Raw genomic sequence first — 18949 nt, 5'->3', positions numbered from 1 at the left:
ACGTTGGTAAGACATTCATCTTTTTAGGCTTTTTATGACTGCACCATTTAATAAAATTCGTGTTCTTGATTTAACCCATGTGCTGGCGGGGCCTTTCGCCACATACCAGTTGGCCGTATTGGGGGCAGAAGTCATAAAAATAGAACCACCGCACGAACCAGACTGCGTTCGCACTCGAGGTCCGGATCATTATCAAAACCAACAAAAATCTGGTATTAATTTTCGAGTACAGGCGAGCAACAAGAAGTCGATAACACTCAATTTAAAAAACCCGGTCGGGCAAGACATCTTTAAACGACTGGCTAAAACGGCAGATGTTATCGTCGAAAATTACCGAGTAGGGGCGCTGGCAGCACTAGGACTTGATTACCTATCGATAAAAACCATTAACCCTAAAATTATTTATTGCTCGATTACCGGATTTGGGCAAAACAACCAGCGTGCTTCAGTGAATGCCTATGATAATGTGATTCAGGCAGCGAGTGGTTTAATGAGCCAAACTGCATCGGCCTATTACGGTACAGCACAATCAGAACAATCGAGGCGACCAATAAAAACAGGTGCTTCTTTTGTTGATTACACCACCGGATTTGCAGCAGCATTTGCCATTTCATCTGCACTATTTCAGCGCGAGCATACTCAGCAAGGCCAATACATCGACTTAGCCATGTTTGACACTGCACTGATGATGATGGCACCGGAAATGAGTACCGAAATTTATCACCAACATCAGCAAAAACAACCAATTCAGCCGTACTCAAACACAGCTGATGCCAAAGAACACCAAACAAAAGTGCATCAAGCAGAAGAGTCAATCAACACCGAAACCTCGTCTTCATTTAAAAAACGTAAAGAAGCAGGTCTCGCCTGCTATCAGACGCGCTGTGGTTACTTAATGCTGGGCGCATTTAATTTTAAGCAAAATCAAAAATTATGGCAGTACTTTGATGTGCCTGAGTGGAGTGAGCTGGCCAATTGGGAAGATCTGTATTTAGAAAGTGACGCCATGTACCATCGACTCAGTCATTTATTATTGGAAAAAACAGCGGCACAATGGGAAGAAATATTTCACCAACTCGGTATTCCAGCAGAAAGGGTACGTACACTTGCAGAAGCAATCAACATGCCTCACTTAAAAGATCGCCAACTACTTTATCAACTACCCAAAGAGCCCTTTGAAAAAGCACCGGTGACAGTGCCGGTTTCACCTTTTCAGTTTGATCATCATGGCCCACAAATACATTCATCACCGCCCAAGCTGTGTCAACACAATAAAGAAATATTCATGGAATTAGGGCTGACTGAGTCTGAAATTGCCGAACTGGAAGTATCAGGAATTATTTAATGTATGGCGCAAGCAAAACACTAACAGCCGAAAAACTGACTCAATTACCGCAATCACTATTTTATCGAGGTGAACCAACTGAGTGGGTTAAGGTTACCCGACCAGGTGAAGAACTTGGTTCATTTATTGAAGGTGCCGCCTATGATTGTGAAGGGAATTTATGGTGTGTCGATGTACCATATGGTCGAATATTCTCAATAACAAACGAAGGAAAATGGCAAACACAACTGACTTATGAAGGTGAACCACACTGTTTGGCATTACATCCCGATAAGGGCTTTTTGATTTCTGATTATCGACAGGGCCTATTGCATTTTCTGCCAGTTAATTTAGCAGAAAAACAGCCAAACCGCTCATCTAGCCTTAAATCAATATGTACAGGTATCAACAGTGAAAATTTTCGTGGATTAGCTGATGTCACCATTGATCATGACAATCAAATCTGGTTCACCGATCCAGGTAGAAGCAGCCTTTCGGATCCCACTGGCAGGTTATTTTGTTTAACTGGTAACGGTAAAATTCAAACAGTATTAAATAATATTCCCTACCCCAATGGTATTGCGATAAGTGCAGATAACCAATTTATTTACTTGGCAGTTACCCGAGCCAATGCAATCTGGCGATTACGCCGCAATGCCCCTGATCCGTTACACCCAATGACAGGCTGCTTTATTCAATTAAGTGGCGGGCTAGGTCCTGATGGCCTTGCAGTCAATAACAATGGTTTGTTGGCCGTGGCTCAGGCTCAAGCTGGCCGAGTTTGGATATTCGACCCACTGGGTGACTTAATAGCAAAAATTCAAGTTCCCGAAGGTTTATGGACCACCAGTGTTGCCTTTCATCCCCACCAAAATAATTTATTATCAATTCTTGAAGCGCAAACAGCCAGTATTTATCAGATCGACCTCAATCAAATTTAAGATTTAAATTTTAAGGAAAATGAAATGTTCACCATTACATCACAACAATTACAAGGGTTTATTCCTGCGGCAGTCACCCCCTTTGCTGAAAATGGAGAAATCATGTTTGATGCCTTTCAAGAACTGATTCGCTGGCTGGTAGAAATTGGCGCTCAGGGGATCTGTGTTGCTGCCGACAATGGTGAAAGCTGGAGCTTAACGACAGAAGAGCGCTATCAATTAACAAAAACAGCTAAAGATATTGTTGGTGTTAACTTCCCTATTTATACCGGCATTACAGCAACCCAAAATTTTATGACCGTTAAAAATGCACTGGCAGCACAAAATGCTGGCGCCAATGGTGTGCTATTAATGCCACCACCTTATGTTTTAAGGGTTAGTGAAAAAGCACTAATCGACCGTTTTAGTCAAGTTTCAAAAGCCATCACGTTACCAATCATTATTTATAACTCGCCACGCAGAGTTGGTTTTTCACTTACCATGGATAATATTGAAGCTATATATAACTCAGCCAACATCATCGGAATTAAAGAGTCACATCGTGATTTTTTTCATCACACAGAGCTACTATCTCGATTTAAAAATAAGTTATCAATTATGGTTGGCCCATGTCATTACATATTTCCAGCGATTGCACTTGGTGCCAGCGGTTTTATTGCAACAGGTCCAGAGTTGCTTGGTCGCCAAGCAACTCAACTTACAGCAATGGCAAAAAAAAAACCCGATGAGCAAATGGCTGAAACTCATTTTAAACTGACTCAGATTTATCAAATGCTCATGGGTTTGGGAACTTGGCCTGCGGCATTTAAAGCAGTTTTAAATCTAATGGGATTGCCTGCAGGTTTACCTCGCGATCCGGCTCTCCCTCTTGAAAAGCCACAAATAGATAAGCTCAAACAACAACTCGACACCTTACAGATCAATTATCGATAAGAATGATAATGACCCTAAAAGCAGATAATTTTTAATAATGATTGAACAATCATCATTGAGCAACAACCATTAAACAATAAGCATTAAATCATCAATCCATGAATATAGACGAATCTAATAATGTCACTGTTAAATAAAAAATCGGCATCATCAAGTCCATTACGAATCACCCGAAATATTTCGCGTGGGGAGCTTATTGAATTTGAATTTAATCATCAAAAATATTCCGCTTATTCAGGCGAAACAATTGCAACAGCATTAATGGCCAATAATATTCGTTTATTCGGTTTTAATCCGGTTAGTGGTGAGCCGCAAGGATTATTTTGCGCAATGGGAGTTTGTCAGCAATGTCTAGTATTAATCAACGATCACCTGGTCGAAGCCTGTCAGTATCCAATTAGCCAAGGGCTTAAAATATTTGCAGGAAAAATTTCTACGCCCCAATATACGACCCTTGCGTCCAATACGCATAATTAACATGATTGTTACCGCCAGGTTTTACTCGTGAAATTAACCAATGAGCATCCACTATATCTTATCGAATTGTCATGAAAAATAATTTACCAATAGAATTTTTTGAAATGATTATTATTGGCGCAGGTCCATCGGGGATTGCAGCAGCATTAATCGCTTGCCAGCATTATTCTTCAGTTTTATTAATCGATGAATCTGCACAAGCAGGAGGCCAAGTCTTCCGGGCACCGAGTCCAGCACTACGCATTAACAAGCCATCATCGGATTTAATTCACGCCAATCAATTACGTCAACAATTAGCCAGCTCCTCGGTTATCACTTGGTTCAATCATCGCGTCTGGCAGGTTGAATCGGTTAATGCACATTTTATTGTCAGCAGTTACTCGGCAAACCATCAACTAAAAAATTCAGAAAGTACAAGTCAATCGCCGAACAAATTATTTTTTGCCAGAGCCCCCCAACTTATTGTTGCCAGCGGTGCACAAGAAAAAATATTTCCTGTCCCTGGCTGGACAAAACCTGGAGTAATGGGACTAGCAGCAGCAACAGTACTATTAAAATCAGAAAAAATATTACCAGGTCAAAATATTGTTGTTGCAGGCACGGGACCATTATTACTATTAGTAGCAAACGAAATTATTAATGCTGGAGGCAAGATTACCGCTATCGTTGATTTAAACAGTCCATGGCAATGGTTAAAATCGATTAAGTCTGTTTTTCGTAATTTAAAAAACGGATTAAAAGGTATTCGCTGGATTATTAAAATTTATCGGCAACGAATTCCATTTTTTCATCGTCATACCCTTATTGAAATTAATGGTAAAGACTCAGTTAATCAAGTTATCCTTGCACCCGTTAATCGAAACTGGCAAGCAGACTTCAAGCAACCCAAATTAATTAAGGCAGATACCGTATGTTTAGGACACGGTTTATTGCCAGCAATTGAAATTCCACAATTGCTCAATGTAAAACACTATTTTAATGTGAATTTTAATAGCTGGTGCCCCCAAACGGATAGTGCTCAACGAACCAATATAAAAAATCTTTATTTATGCGGCGATGGTTGTGGTATCCAAGGTGCCGATGCGGCCCCGCTTTCGGGAAAAATTGCCGCACTTAGCGCACTACTGGACGCAAAAAAAATTAATCTAGACAATTATCTGCAACAATATACTCCCTTAAAAAAGAAACTCGATTCGATCAGCCAGTTTACTGCGGCAATGAATCGACTCACGGCATTTAAGCAAGGACTTTTATCCCTATTAAAGCCTGACACTATCATTTGCCGATGTGAAAATATTGATACACAAACGATTCAAGCGGCAATTGCAGCCGGTAATACAACGCTCAATAGCTTAAAAGCGGCTACTCGTTGTGGTATGGGCGCCTGTGGCAGCCGGTTTTGTCGTGAAACAATTAGCTATTTAATTGCCAATCAAACTCAAAAACCACGCACCGCAATCAAACCAGCAAGCTGCCGTCCACCAATTCGTCCCATTCCAATACAAGCAGTTGTTGATAATTTTAACTATCGCGACTTGCCTATACCGGAGCCTGCGCCAGAATGAAGAAACAACCAGATATATTAATTATTGGTGGCGGTATTATGGGGTGTGCTACTGCGCTCCATTTGAAAAAAAACGGCATGGCACCAGCAATTATCGAACAGTTTTCAATTGGTTCGGGCGCATCGGGTGTGAACGCGGGCACGTTATCATTGCAAATTAAAAGAGTGGCATTAATGCCATATGCAATTGCAGGACATCATTTATGGGAACAAGCAGGTCGTTTAGTTGGATTTCAAAAAACCGGAGGCATCACTCTGGCTTTTACCGAGCAAGAAGCCACACTATTACACCAGCGAATGCAAAAGAAAATTCAAGCAGGTGCCCCCATCAATTTTTTAACGAACAAGCAAATTAAAAAAATTGAACCTAAGTTAACCGACAAAGTTGTTGCTGCCAGTTATTGTGCAGAAGATGGCTTTGCTAACGCCAGTTTAACCGGACATTATTATCGTACGCTACTTAAACAAGCCAATATTTCAGTCTATGAATCTTGTCAGGTAGAAAAAATTACCTATCAAGCCAATCAATACCAACTCACAACTAATCAAGGTGAATTTTCTGCCCCAAGGTTGCTTATGGCAACTGGTGCCTGGCTTAAAAATACAGCGGCATTGTTAAATATTGATTTACCCGTCAACGCACGTGTGAATACAGTTTCGGTTACCGAAAGAGCTCCCCGATTAGTCAGCCAAGTGATTGGTCATGCAACGGGCTTGCTTACTTTAAAACAAAAAAAAAATGGAACCGTTTTAATTGGTGGCGGTTGGCAAGGCAAAGGCCAACCAGTCAATGGCAGTGGACAAGTAAATATGCAAACCCTAATACCCAATCTACAACTAGCTCAATATGCACTGCCACCATTAAATCAATTACGTATCGTGCGAAGCTGGACAGGTTATGAAGCCAACGTGCCAGATTTTTATCCACTGGCCGGCGCAATAAACGGATTTGAAAATCTGTTTATTTTAGGCTGTGTGCGTGGCGGCTATACCATTGGGCCTTATATCAGTCAGTTAATGGGTGAATTTATTTTACAACGAGAAACAGCTTTGCCTTTATTTGATCCAAATCGTTTTCTTCAATCTTCTTCAAAGGAATAAATTGTGAATAGAAAAAAGACATCACACTATTTTCGTTTAGATAATCAGATTGCTTTAATCACTGGCGGCGGCACAGGTATTGGCAAATCAATTGCTCAGCAGTTTGCAAAAGCAGGTGCAACCGTCATTATTACTGGGCGAACCTTATCAACAATCACGTCGGTTGCCAATGAAATTGGTGGTCACGCAATTGCTTGTGATGTGAGTGATTATCAACAAGTGGTTTCCCTCTTTACAAAAATTCAGCAAAAATTTGGGCGACTGGATGTTTTAGTTAATAATGCTGGTCAAAGTGGGCCCATCGCCAATATTGCACATGTTGATCATGAGGCATGGCAAAAATGTGTTGAAGTGAACTTATTAGGCAGCATGTATTGTTTACAACAAGCAGCTCAAATCATGATGCAACAAGAACAAGGTGCCATTATCAATATGTCATCACTCATGGGGCTTCAAGGCTATCCAATGCGCAGCGCTTACTGTGCAACAAAGTTTGGTATTATTGGTATGACACAAGCAGTCGCAAGAGAGCTTGGTCCTTATGGTATTCGCGTTAATGCCATTTGTCCTGGTGCGGTTAATGGCGAACTAATGGAAAAAGTTGTTTACCAACGCGCTCAAGCAGAAAACCGGTCGGTCGAATCAATTATTAAAGAAAACTATACCGATGTTTCCGCACTCAAAGATTGGGTAGAACCCGAAGATATTGCACAAGCGGCGCTATTTTTAGCAAGCGACTCATCACGCTCGATTACTGCGGAAACAATAAAAGTGGATTGCGGACGTTTTTAATGAGCGTCCTCACTCAGCATGCTTTTTTTTGATAAACGCATAATATCGTAATTATGCTGGGAATAATAAAACCTTTTAAATAACTGAATACGCTAAGTGTTGTTTGGGCATCATTAAAATAGACAAAATATTGTGTCAATATTAAGCTTGAAATGCTCGCCCACATCCCCCAAACCGCATATGCTTTATTACGCATAACCAGTATCAGTGCAATAACAATGAAAATTCGAATGATAGACTGTAAATGTATCAACATTGTTTGTTCAACTGTTGATTGATCCCAATACACATCAAATATTTTGGCAATATGGTATATCACCAAAAACATTGATAAAACAATAATGGTAATTTTACGAGTGTTAAATAAATTGGTTTTCATCGTTTTTATTTTTTAGTTATTCAAATAGATTTAAAGCCATACTAACAGGTAATCAGCTTCATTGATATTGTTAAATAAGCACTTTAAACTGAATCCCTACTCCATATTTATCACGGCCATCCTGCCAGGTCCTCACCGTTTTTATTGAAGAACTACTGATTAAAAAACTGCCCGCCATTCAAGCAAGATTTGTAATTAAATATTTCACCATTAAAAATCCTCCATTGTTGTATCACTTTTATTAAATTAAAGAAACTTAGATATCTCAAGATAATTTTAATACTTGCTATTTCTTTTTATATCTTAAATGAATAAGAATATGGTTAGTCTCAGCGGATATGAATAAAGCATATTGATACCTATTTTTATACTGGAAAATTAATTTATAATGTACCGGCAAAGGTATATGATGCTGAAAAGGCTTATTCTGTCTTAAATGATTGGGTATCTGACCAAGGGATTGATCACTTAATTGAAGATTAATTTTTTATTCTAATATGCAATCGACTTTATATTTATTTTTTACAGCGACATATCTCAAATAAGTAGCAGAGAAATAATGTCGCTGTAAATCAGCAACCACTATATATTGTATGATTGCCTTTAATAAAAAACATACAATAAGGAATAGAAATTTTATTTGATACTTTTACTTATTTTCCTTTTGGGTAACAAACGTTTCCGTATGCAGTAACTGATCTTCCAGTGTCCTTACTTCAAGTTGCCATTTTCCCTCAACTAATTCGTAGTCCTGATCGAGCGTGTAAAAAATATTATGCTTACCATATGCATAAGGCAACCTCAAATAAATAACATCCTGGTATCGAACGCCACTTTTATCTTTGATATCAGGGATTTTCCAGCGAACTTTAACAACGGTATAATCATCTTTGCTGACTCCGCTTATTTTTGAAGAGAAATTTAGCACAACACCAAATTTTTGATCCTTTTTGACCGGAACAATATTGGTAGTTTTTATATGTTCATTTTCATTATAACGTTCAACATACTCGTATAAGCCTTTAGAATATAATTTAGTTGAAACAGGTATTTGCTTACTTTTAAATAGTTTATTAGAAATACCATATAATAGTTTAACATCAATAGTTTGATATTTAGGGTGTCATAAAATCTCATTTAAAATATGATTTCTTCTTTTTCTTTCTACTTCATAGAAAGTAAAATCTTTGTCATTTTTGACTTTATTTAAAGCTAATACAGTTAAGCATTGCTCCACTTTGTTTAAACAACTTACCAAAACCAAAAGATCCTCTAAAGTTAACTCTGAGTACAGAGTATCCACGACTTGTGTAGTATTGAGCATCTCGATTTAAGTTGTCGAGATCTCTTATGCCAATTGGCCCACCATGAGGCACTACTAATAGCGTTTTATTTGAATGTTTTATTGGACGGGTTAATATACCCTCAATAATTTGATCATCTTCGACTTTTATGCTCAGCAACTCCGACTTAGCAAATTGAAAATTTTTATGTGACTCATATTTTTTTAGGATTAACTCGGCGACTAGGGTTTTCTTATTTAACAAATAGTAACTTCCTGAGTCATTAGATGCGAATACAAAAATAATACTGTAATCACTATTTTCTTGCTGTGATACTGTGACTATTTGTTTACCGACAAATGCTTTCCCAACGATCAAATTAAAATATTTTTCATCCTGCGAAAAGTACTCAGTAGTCAGTTGTCCATTATCAAAATAAGAAGCAGGCTTTATCTTTTTTAATAGAAGTCACAGCTGTACTACAGGCCGATAAAAAACAGATAACAAACAAATAACCTAACATATATAAAAAAGAATATTTCGGTGATTTTCCCATGAGTCCTTTGCTCCTTGTATTAATGGAGTTAAGGAGTGACTTAGCCCCAGAAAAATAAATATAAAAAAGGGTAAAATGAAAGCGGCTGATTATAATTTATTCGATAAAGTAAGGGCCTAATTTATCTTTGGATTTAATGAATTGCAAGTAGAAATTTGACAAGTTTTTAAAAAACTAACGATCCGATAATCAACACTATTTCGCACCGTTAGTCTTTATTCATAGAATCTAAATTACTTGGCTTGCAACGCAAGCTTTGATTTTATAGCCTTAAGATCTTTAAATTCAGTAGTTTTCATTAGTACTTTACCCTGCTGAATAATAACCATAGTCGGCAGATGATTAATTCCATATTCATGAAAAAGCCGATTACTATAGTCGATATTAATCGGGTAACTAATTGCATATTTCTTTTGATATTCCTGTAAATCTTTTTCGCCGGTCCACAGGCGAGAGATTAATCCATGCCACTGTACTTGAGAAAACTCATCGGCTAATTGATTCACAATTTTTTGAGCATGAATGCAATTTTTTGAAACTTGCGGGCGACTATCTTTTAAATACCAATCGCACCAGGTTGCGCTGAAAAATAGCACATGTAGTTTATCGTCTTGTAAATTGATTTTTACATTTTCACTTTGTTCTTCAAGTAACTGTGCATCAAGTAAATCAATTGGTTGAGTTTTGGCAGCTAACTGTAATTTATTATCTAAAGACTCATCAACAGCATTACCACGAAAAATTAAATTCATATTTTTATCAAATAATAAATGATAGGGCGTACCCAACAATCTAAATGCCTGAGCCAGATCGCCATTCCTATCAACCGCCGTTGGCATAGTGAGATTAAATTCTTTGATCAACTCTTGTACAGATTGCAAATTATCATTCACACCTAAATTAATGCCAATAACCGCCATGTCTTTACCTAAGGTTTGTTGTACATGTTCGAAGTGAGGCATTTCTTTACGGCATGGTTGACACCAGGTTGCCCAAAACTTCAGGTAAACCGGCTTTATACCTTGATAATCTGCTAATCTGACGGTTTTCCCATCAATTAGGTGAATTGGCATATTGAGTAGCTTTTCTGGTAATTGAGCAGCACTCGCGCTGTTGATTGAACAATAAATCAAAATCAATGAAAGAATAAGCAGCGGCATGCTCAGAGTTGACTTGCGCATAATGAAGTACTTTATATTTGTGGGAGATGCACTATTTTATCATATCCTAAAACCAAAATAAGTCGGCTATCACCATCTTTCATAATCTTTCATATTTCGTCATCGATTAGACTGTCGAGCGACTTCATTATAGTTACAGTGATGTTGAGTACTTGTCGCTAACTTATTGGTCACTTAAGCCTTGAACAGACAATAGATAGGACTTTATGGTAACATCGCCGCCAGATCCAATTGATTACTTTTCTATTTTCAGGGCTTGCTTCAATCACATGATACGCTTCAAAAAACTTTCGTTATTTCAAGGCAGTAAGCAATTACTCGATAAAATTGACTTAACCCTGTACCCCGATCAGAAAATTGGAATTGTCGGCAAAAATGGCTGTGGTAAATCAAGTTTATTTCAACTGCTTAAACATGAGCTTTCACCAGAAAATGGTGAATTAGAATTTCCCCCGAAATGGGTAATTAGTTCTGCCAAGCAAGAAACACCGGGTGTTGAATTAACCGCGGTTGATTATGTCCTCCAAGGCCACAGTGAGTACTCACAACTTATTGAGCAACTGAAAATAGCAGAAACTCAAGAAGATGGTCATCAAATTGCTGCGGTACACGCCAAACTTGAGGCCATTAACGGCTGGTCGTTACCGGCTGAAGCAGCCAAGCTACTGACTGGACTCAGTTTTACCGAAGCACAAATGGGCTCCGCCGTCAAAGCACTTTCGGGTGGCTGGCGTATGCGCTTGAATTTAGCACAGGCATTAATTCAACCGGCAGATTTACTGCTGCTCGATGAGCCAACCAACCATTTGGACCTAGAAGCCGTGCTTTGGCTACAGGATTTTTTAAGACGCTATCAAGGCATGTTAATTACCATTTCTCATGATCGCGATTTCTTAGATAGTTTTGCCAGCCATATTTTATATTTCAATAATCAAAAAATTGATCAATATACGGGTAACTATTCGGGCTTTGAAAAGCAAAAGCAAGAAAAAGAAATCCTGCAACAAGCTCAATTTGAAAAGCAACAAAAAGAAATCGAGCATCTGGAAAAATTTATTACCCGCTTTAAAGCTAAAGCCAGCAAAGCCACACAAGCGCAAAGCCGGGTAAAGGCATTGGAACGTATGGATAAGGTCAGTGCCGTACAAATTCGTACCAAATTCAGCTTTGAATTTGCAGAAATCAACAAAAATTTGACCGAACTAATTGATTTACAGCAAGTTGATGTGGGCTATGGACAAACCACCATTCTCAAGCAGATAAAAATGCGCATTCTGGCCGGACAGCGGATTGGTCTGTTAGGTCGCAATGGTGAGGGTAAGTCGACGTTAATAAAGCTGATTTGCGGAGAGTTACCAGCACAAACAGGAGAAATTCAGCGTAACAAGCATTTTAATGCCGGTTATTTCGCACAACATCAGGTTGAACAACTCAATTTAGACCAGTCACCGATTTGGCACATACAATCTTTGGGTGAAGATATCAGTGAACAGGATGCACGTAACTTTTTAGGCGGATTTGCCTTTCATGGCGATAAAACACTCGATAAAGTCAGTGGCTTTTCTGGCGGCGAAAAAGCCAGATTAGTACTAGCCATGATTACCTGGACGAAACCTAACTTACTGTTACTCGACGAACCAACTAACCACTTTGATATAGAAATGCGCGAAGCATTATCGTTAGCCCTGCAAGAATTTGACGGTGCCGTCATACTGGTTGCGCATGATAAGAATTTAATGGAAAGCGTAGTCGATGAGTTCTGGCTGGTTAATGATGGTCAGGTCAATCCATTTGCGGGTGACCTGTCTGATTATCAAAAGTGGCTCAATGAAAACCGCTGGGGTGCCAATACCAAGGCAGCAGAGGAGTCTAAAACACATTCTGCACAAAACAAAAAAGAACAAAAACGACTGGAAGCAGAAAAACGCCAACAAAAAGCCCCATTGACAAATCGCTTAAAGAAAGTTGAACAACTGATTGCGCAATTTCAACAGGAAAGTGAACAAATCGATACAATATTGGCTGACAATTCACTGTATCAAGAGGAAAATAAAGATAAATTAGCGCAGACTGTTACTCGCTCTAATGAACTAAAATCTCAAATGGAAACATTAGAAGAGGAATGGTTAGAAATTCATGAACAACTGGAAGCTTTTGACTAATTAAACAACAGGAACCAACATGCAACCAAATCAACGTTTTATTGCCGGAGCGACATGCCCCAACTGTAACGAAATGGACTCTCTGCTAGTTAATATTGACGATGAAAGTATTGAATGTGTCGATTGTGGTTTTGCACAAACTGCGCAGCAACGAGATGAAGATGCCAAGAAAAAGGCGGAAATGCCGCCACCCAAAACGGCCCCTAAAAAGGTCAATGTATCAGATATCATTCGAATTAGTGAAATCAAGCAATGAGCACCCAATTACAACGGCTTAATCAAGTCAAAGCGGATGCCATTTTATTGCACGATAAAGTGAAAATTGACTCAGCTTTGGCAAGGTTAAGTGAATTCCTCACGCAAGATTATGCTGATAAAGATCCCGTTTTCTTAGTTGTTATGAATGGCGGCTTTATTTTTGCCGGCAACTTGCTCCCCAAACTCAACTTTCCGCTACAAATTGATTACTGCCATGCCACCCGTTATCGGGGAGATACCCAAGGTAGTCAACTGGAATGGAAGGTCGAACCACACACCAACCTGGCTAATCGCCATGTGGTCATTGTGGATGACATTCTCGATGAAGGGCATACCTTAAATGCGATTATTCAGGATTGTATAAAGCGTCAAGCCGCATCGGTAAAAACACTGGTACTCGTAGAAAAAATTCATGAGCGAAAAGCTGTACACAATATGAAAGCAGACTATTGCGAATTGACTACTCCCGATGAGTATGTATTTGGGTATGGAATGGACTACAATCATTATTGGCGTAATTGTGAAGCAATTTATATTCTCAATCAGCCATGTTAATAATATAAACACCATAAAAACAAATAGATGACACTTTTTTAAACAACCAACTTTATATGCAACCAACAGAACAGACTACAGACCACATTAACGATAATAGTGATGTCCTCATTCAACATGTTGTGATTTTAATTGCCATGTATGATGAAGCCAAACTCCTCATAGACTCACTTAATCTCACTGAAAATAAAGCCATACTCCATCCACAATTGCCAATGCGTTGTTTTCAAAATTCGGTCGGTGATATTCAACTCAGTGTCGTCATAAGTGGTCTGGATGAACGTCATCAGGTAGACAATATTGGAAGTGAAGCTTCTACTTTGATGGCCTATGAAGCCATCACCCAGTTGAATCCCGATCTATTAATTTCAGCGGGTACGGCTGGTGGCTTTGCCCAAAAAGGCGCTTCCATAGGCACTATTTATATTAGTGAAGAACATTTTATTTATCATGATCGTCATGTGCCTATTCCAGGCTTCGATCAATCTTCTGTCGGTTTATATCCCGCGGTCAGAGTAAGCCGACTGGCACGTCATCTCAATATGGAAATGGGGGTCATCTCAACGGGCTCATCCCTAGAGAAAAATGACAAAGATATCAAAGTCATCAATCAGCATAATGCTGTTGCTAAAGAGATGGAAGCTGCCGGTGTCGCCTGGGTTGCAATGTTGTTTAACATTCCCATGATGGCAATCAAATCAATTACTAATCTGATTGATCAAGACAATTTATCCGAAAAGGAATTTATTTATAATTTGGCCTACGCCTCGCAGTGTCTACATGATAAGCTATTGGAATTATTAGATTATCTACAGAATAAAACCATTAAAGATTTAGCATAAGATAATCAGCTTAACCGTGCCGGTTCAAACAAAACCGGATAAAATTATTGCTTAGTCATCACTGCACTGTTTTAAGGGACCCTCATTATGATCCATTCCTGTGCATCATTTTTTAGCAAAATCATGCAACACTGGCTCCCCGATGCTTTTCTGATTGCTGTCATTTTGTCATTTGTCGTATTTATCTGCGGTATTGTTGGGCAAGATCAATCACCAATTCAAATGGCCAACCATTGGGGAAATGGTTTATGGAATCTGCTTGGCTTTTCGATGCAAATGATCCTGATTTTAGTATTAGGACATACGCTGGCAATGAGCCAACCGGTGAAATCTTTGCTAGCAGCAATGGCCAAACTGGCGAGCAGTCCGGCTCAGGCAATTATTTTGGTGTCACTGGTTTCAATTATTGCGGCCTGGATTAACTGGGGCTTTGGTCTGGTGGTTGGTGCATTAGTTGCCCGTGAAGTTGCCGCTCACCTGAATACTCAAAACAAACCGGTTCACTTCCCGTTATTGATTGCCTCAGCCTACAGTGGATTTTTGGTCTGGCATGGCGGCCTATCAGCGTCAATTCCGCTAAAACTGGCTTCAAGTAATCAGGATGCGTTAAATGCTTTGCTGAATGGGCAAGTAATCAGTGTTGCACAGACTATTTTTTCTACTGAAAATCTTATCATTGTGTTAGCACTATGTATTTGCCTACCGCTGCTCAATCGATTGATGCTACCCAAAAGCAATATCATCGCACTTAATGAGCCACAACCTATTCCAATAACAATCGATCGGGCAAATTTGTCGCCAGCTGAAAAACTCGAACATAGTCCGGTAATGAATTTAGGCATGGTGCTGATTTGTGGCATGTTTTTGTATGACTACTTTCAGTCGGGCAAAGGTTTAAATTTAAATATCATTAACTTAATTTTATTAACAACAGGCTTGCTGCTACATGTCAATCCGCATAATTATCTCAATGCTTTTAAACAAGCCATGCAAGGTGCCAGCGGTATCGCGCTGCAATTTCCCATTTATGCAGGCTTAATGGGCATGATGGCACAATCCGGGCTGGCCGATGCAATCAGCCAGTGGTTTGTTAATCATTCATCACAAGATTCTTTTCCATTACTCACATTTATTAGCGCTGGTGTCGTCAACTTTTTTGTTCCTTCTGGCGGTGGACAGTGGGCCGTTCAAGCGCCGATTGTAATACCTGCCGCACAGGCGCTCTCTGTACCGATTAATCATGCCGCAATGGCGGTAGCCTGGGGCGATGCCTGGACCAATATGATTCAACCTTTTTGGGCATTACCTTTGCTGGCAATTGCTGGCTTAAATATTCGCCAGATTATGGGTTACTGTACCGTAATCTTCATATTCAGTGGTGTATTGATTGGTGGACTGATTTATTGGTTATTTTAGTGGTGATGACATTTAGTCAAATGAACAGGAATGACCGTTCAAACAACGATTATTCTAAGATCATTGATTAAAAGAATATCGGCTATAAGTTAATTTGCCAAAAAATGTTCCTCACCAATCAGGGATGTTAAAATGCAAAATCAATTTAATGTCCAGCGATTCATAGCAAAAACATTCAATAATAATGGGTTCAATACAGAGATAAGTCGATGATTAGAATAGCAACACGAAAAAGCCCCTTAGCTTTATGGCAGGCAGAGTTTGTTAAAGCCGAGCTTGAAAAGTTTCATCCTGAACTCAAGGTTGAACTGGTGCCAATGTCGACTCAGGGCGATAAAATTCTCGACTCTCCTCTAGCCAAAATTGGCGGTAAAGGATTATTTGTTAAAGAACTAGAAGTAGCCATGCTAGAGGGACGGGCCGATATTGCGGTTCACTCAATGAAAGATGTGCCGATGGAATTTCCGCCAGGGCTTAACCTCGAAGTGATTTGTGAACGTGAAGATCCTTTCGATGCGTTTGTGTCTAATCATTATGCATCGCTTGACGCTTTACCCGAGGGGGCCGTGGTTGGTACTTCGAGTCTACGCCGTCAATGCCAATTACGCGCCAAACGCCCAGATCTGACAATTAAAGACTTGCGTGGTAATCTGGGTACACGCTTAGGAAAACTCGACGACGGCAATTATGATGCAATCATTTTAGCAAGCGCCGGTTTAATCAGATTAAGCATGAGTGACCGAATTCGTCAGCGATTGTCTGCCGACTTGATACTACCGGCAGGAGGTCAAGGTGCAGTAGGTATTGAGTGCCGCAGTGATGATGTAGCAACCAAGCAGTTACTGGCACCATTAAATCATCGAGATAGCGCAATCCGTGTTCGTGCTGAGCGCGCCGTCAATAATCGACTACAAGGTGGATGTCAGGTTCCGATTGGAGCATTTGCCAAACTGAATAATGATCAAATTATGATTGATGGATTAGTCGGCTCACCCGATGGCAGGCAAATTATTCAAAAACAAATTATTGGGAGCCAAAATCAGGCAGAAGCGTTAGGAGAAGAATTGGCCGAACAATTACTGGCGGCAGGTGCCGATAAATTATTAGCTGCACTTGACAATCAATAAATAATTCCCAAGTATTATTTGAAAACCAAGTATTATTCGAAACCCAAATATTATTTGAGCCCAAAATATTATTTAAATTGCCATATGTTTTTTAAATCGTACTACATTTATAAAATCAAAAAGCGCCCAATTAATTGAGCGCTTTTTTTATCGATAATGATTGAGTCTTACTGAACATTCAACTCATTAAAAACTATAGCGAACACCCACTGACATTTGATCCATATCTGACTCTAACTTATAGTCAGCATACATAGAAACATTGTCAGACATTTTGTAAGCCGCACCAAATAGGAAAAAGTTACTGCTGTCATCATCAATGTCCAAGTATTCATAAGCGGCAGTCAACTCTAAGTGATTTGTCACATTAGAGCGAACACCCGTACTAACTTTGTATCCATCTTCATCGATTTCGCCAGCATCAATTTTAGACCAGTCAATTTGTGCAAAAAATGCGGTACTGTCACTAATGTCTGATTTAAAACCAAATCCAATATTTGACATTTTTAACTCGGTACTCATTTCGTCAACTTTGGCGTAATCGGCACTTAAGTAAAAATTTTCATTCAGTTCAAAGTTTAAGTCCAGTTCAAAACCATCTGGATCGAAAGGTACATCATCAATGTCAATTTGCGTATAGCCCAATTCAACAAAGTTAAACGAAGGCGACTCAGCAAATGTAGCCATAGACGTCATTGAAATACCCGAAATAGCCAGTGCAATCAGTGTTTTTTTCATCGTATTTTTCCTTAGGTTATTAATTAAGTTCGAGTGTAAGAATAATGGTCCGATGATTAACTGAAACTGAACGAAAATGAATGAGAAAAAATAAAAATATTGCAAAATATTTCAAAAAAAAAGGTAACCCAAGGTTACCTTTTATCACCGATGAATTAGTATTTTTAATTGGTCATTTCATCCCAAAAATTTTTCACACCTTCCCACCAGCTCGTTGATTTGGGAGAGTGTTGCTTTTTGCTACCTTGTAGATAATCATCAAACTCTTGTAGCATCCGCTTTTGCTCTTTATTCAAACTCACCGGGGTTTCAACAATTACGCGGCATAATAAATCACCACGCATCCCACCTCGCATTGGCGTAATACCTTTACCTCTTAAGCGAAACATTCGCCCGGTTTGTGTTTCTTCTGGAATTTTCAGCTTAACTTTCCCTTCCAGTGTTGGCACTTCAAGTTCACCACCTAAACAGGCCGTAACAAAACTAATGGGCATTTCGCAATATAAATTATCACCATCACGCTGGAATATTTTATGTTCTTTTACTAATACCTGAACATATAAATCTCCTGGAATTGCACCGGCACCACCAGCTTCCCCTTCACCCGTTAAACGAATTCGATCACCAGTATCAACACCCGCAGGAATCTTCACCGATAAAGTTTTTTCTTTTCTAACTCGACCTTGTCCAGAGCAACTATTACAGGGATCTTGAATCACCGTGCCTTGACCATGACAAGTTGGGCAGGTTTGCTGAACAGAAAAGAACCCCTGTTGCATACGCACCTGTCCAGCACCCTTACAGGTATGACAGGTTATCGGCGAAGAACCTTTTTTAGCGCCACTACCATCACAAACCTCACAATTAACGTAAGTCGGGATTTTAATATTTTTCTTGATACCTTTTACGGCATCTTCCAGCGACAGCTCTAAATTATATTGTAAGTCGGCACCGCGTCTTTGACGTTGGCGACCACCGCCTCGTCCACCACCGAAAATATCGCCAAAAACATCACCAAAAATATCACTAAAACTTTCAGCGCCACTACTATGGAAACCACCCTGACTGGGATCGACTCCAGCATGACCAAATTGATCATAAGCCTGACGCTTTTGCGGATCATTCAATACTTCAAAAGCTTCTTTTGCTTCCTTAAAACTTTCTTCTGCATCCTTGGAATCAGGATTCCTATCGGGATGGTATTTCATTGCAAGCCGGCGATAAGCTTTTTTCAGCTCTTGCTCACTGGCGCCTTTGCTTACACCTAAAACTTCATAATAGTCTCTTTTGGACATACTAAATACCGTCTAGTTAACCTTC

Annotated in this window: 19 protein-coding genes; 13 read left to right on the top strand and 6 right to left on the bottom strand. The window is 39.4% G+C overall.

Annotation, left to right across the window (positions count from 1 at the left end; all coding sequences use genetic code 11):
• Positions 1–34: 34 nt before the first annotated feature.
• The 7 genes from ABVT42_RS14470 to ABVT42_RS14440 all read left to right on the top strand — a co-directional run bounded on the left by ABVT42_RS14470 (position 35) and on the right by ABVT42_RS14440 (position 7132).
• A complete protein-coding gene (locus tag ABVT42_RS14470; protein WP_353896473.1) occupies positions 35–1345 on the top strand; it encodes a CaiB/BaiF CoA transferase family protein in 1311 nt (436 codons plus the stop codon).
• Positions 1345–2265, top strand: a complete 921-nt coding sequence (locus tag ABVT42_RS14465; RefSeq protein WP_353896474.1) for an SMP-30/gluconolactonase/LRE family protein — start codon at positions 1345–1347, stop codon at positions 2263–2265. The genes ABVT42_RS14470 and ABVT42_RS14465 overlap by 1 nt, the downstream gene beginning before the upstream one ends.
• Positions 2266–2289: 24 nt before the next feature.
• Complete coding sequence (locus ABVT42_RS14460) at positions 2290–3198, top strand: dihydrodipicolinate synthase family protein (protein ID WP_353896475.1); 909 nt, start codon at positions 2290–2292, stop codon at positions 3196–3198.
• A 120-nt stretch (positions 3199–3318) separates the two neighbouring features.
• The gene (locus ABVT42_RS14455; RefSeq protein ID WP_353896476.1) at positions 3319–3675 is read left to right on the top strand and encodes a (2Fe-2S)-binding protein; all 357 of its coding nucleotides are present in this window, start codon (positions 3319–3321) and stop codon (positions 3673–3675) included.
• A 71-nt stretch (positions 3676–3746) separates the two neighbouring features.
• The gene (locus ABVT42_RS14450) at positions 3747–5240 is read left to right on the top strand and encodes an FAD-dependent oxidoreductase (protein ID WP_353896477.1); all 1494 of its coding nucleotides are present in this window, start codon (positions 3747–3749) and stop codon (positions 5238–5240) included.
• Complete coding sequence (locus tag ABVT42_RS14445) at positions 5237–6340, top strand: NAD(P)/FAD-dependent oxidoreductase (protein WP_353896478.1); 1104 nt, start codon at positions 5237–5239, stop codon at positions 6338–6340. The genes ABVT42_RS14450 and ABVT42_RS14445 overlap by 4 nt, the downstream gene beginning before the upstream one ends.
• 3 nt (positions 6341–6343) lie before the next feature.
• The gene (locus ABVT42_RS14440) at positions 6344–7132 is read left to right on the top strand and encodes an SDR family NAD(P)-dependent oxidoreductase (RefSeq protein WP_353896479.1); all 789 of its coding nucleotides are present in this window, start codon (positions 6344–6346) and stop codon (positions 7130–7132) included.
• A 13-nt stretch (positions 7133–7145) separates the two neighbouring features.
• Here ABVT42_RS14440 and ABVT42_RS14435 read toward each other — a convergent pair whose 3' ends face one another.
• From ABVT42_RS14435 to ABVT42_RS14420, 4 genes are all read right to left on the bottom strand, one after another.
• Positions 7146–7511 carry a hypothetical protein gene (locus ABVT42_RS14435; RefSeq protein WP_353896480.1) on the bottom strand — a complete coding sequence of 122 codons (366 nt, stop codon included), beginning with the start codon at positions 7509–7511 and terminating at the stop codon, positions 7146–7148.
• Positions 7512–8160: 649 nt separating this feature from the next.
• On the bottom strand, positions 8161–8490 hold the full coding sequence (locus ABVT42_RS14430) for a DUF3859 domain-containing protein (RefSeq protein WP_465251083.1): 330 nt from the start codon (positions 8488–8490) through the stop codon (positions 8161–8163).
• Positions 8491–8713: 223 nt separating this feature from the next.
• Positions 8714–9172 carry an alpha/beta hydrolase family protein gene (locus ABVT42_RS14425; RefSeq protein ID WP_353896481.1) on the bottom strand — a complete coding sequence of 153 codons (459 nt, stop codon included), beginning with the start codon at positions 9170–9172 and terminating at the stop codon, positions 8714–8716.
• Between the two features lie 411 nt (positions 9173–9583).
• Positions 9584–10531: a TlpA family protein disulfide reductase gene (locus ABVT42_RS14420; RefSeq protein ID WP_353896482.1), complete on the bottom strand. Its 948-nt coding sequence runs from the start codon at positions 10529–10531 to the stop codon at positions 9584–9586.
• Positions 10532–10800: 269 nt separating this feature from the next.
• Between ABVT42_RS14420 and abc-f the strand changes: the two genes are divergently transcribed.
• The 6 genes from abc-f to hemC all read left to right on the top strand — a co-directional run bounded on the left by abc-f (position 10801) and on the right by hemC (position 16891).
• Positions 10801–12693 carry a ribosomal protection-like ABC-F family protein gene (gene abc-f / locus ABVT42_RS14415; protein ID WP_353896483.1) on the top strand — a complete coding sequence of 631 codons (1893 nt, stop codon included), beginning with the start codon at positions 10801–10803 and terminating at the stop codon, positions 12691–12693.
• A gap of 19 nt (positions 12694–12712) precedes the next feature.
• Complete coding sequence (locus ABVT42_RS14410) at positions 12713–12949, top strand: YheV family putative zinc ribbon protein (RefSeq protein ID WP_353896484.1); 237 nt, start codon at positions 12713–12715, stop codon at positions 12947–12949.
• Positions 12946–13506 (top strand): hypoxanthine-guanine phosphoribosyltransferase, encoded by a 561-nt coding sequence (locus tag ABVT42_RS14405; RefSeq protein ID WP_353896485.1) that lies wholly within the window; start codon positions 12946–12948, stop codon positions 13504–13506. The genes ABVT42_RS14410 and ABVT42_RS14405 overlap by 4 nt, the downstream gene beginning before the upstream one ends.
• Before the next feature lie 56 nt (positions 13507–13562).
• Positions 13563–14348 (top strand): phosphorylase family protein, encoded by a 786-nt coding sequence (locus tag ABVT42_RS14400; protein WP_353896486.1) that lies wholly within the window; start codon positions 13563–13565, stop codon positions 14346–14348.
• An 87-nt stretch (positions 14349–14435) separates the two neighbouring features.
• The gene (locus ABVT42_RS14395) at positions 14436–15764 is read left to right on the top strand and encodes a short-chain fatty acid transporter (protein ID WP_353896487.1); all 1329 of its coding nucleotides are present in this window, start codon (positions 14436–14438) and stop codon (positions 15762–15764) included.
• Between the two features lie 209 nt (positions 15765–15973).
• Positions 15974–16891, top strand: a complete 918-nt coding sequence (gene hemC / locus ABVT42_RS14390) for a hydroxymethylbilane synthase (protein ID WP_353896488.1) — start codon at positions 15974–15976, stop codon at positions 16889–16891.
• Between the two features lie 186 nt (positions 16892–17077).
• On the opposite strand, the gene ABVT42_RS14385 is transcribed toward hemC, so the two are convergent.
• Positions 17078–17629, bottom strand: coding sequence for a porin (locus ABVT42_RS14385; protein WP_353896489.1), 552 nt, complete (start codon positions 17627–17629; stop codon positions 17078–17080).
• Between the two features lie 164 nt (positions 17630–17793).
• Positions 17794–18924 carry a molecular chaperone DnaJ gene (gene dnaJ, locus ABVT42_RS14380; RefSeq protein ID WP_353896490.1) on the bottom strand — a complete coding sequence of 377 codons (1131 nt, stop codon included), beginning with the start codon at positions 18922–18924 and terminating at the stop codon, positions 17794–17796.
• Positions 18925–18949: the final 25 nt, after the last annotated feature.

Source organism: Aliikangiella maris (genome assembly GCF_040719265.1).
In the GTDB taxonomy this organism is placed as follows: domain Bacteria; phylum Pseudomonadota; class Gammaproteobacteria; order Enterobacterales; family Kangiellaceae; genus Aliikangiella; species Aliikangiella maris.
Note: the sequence above shows the minus strand (reverse complement) of the source record. Positions and strands in the feature narration are given on the sequence as shown.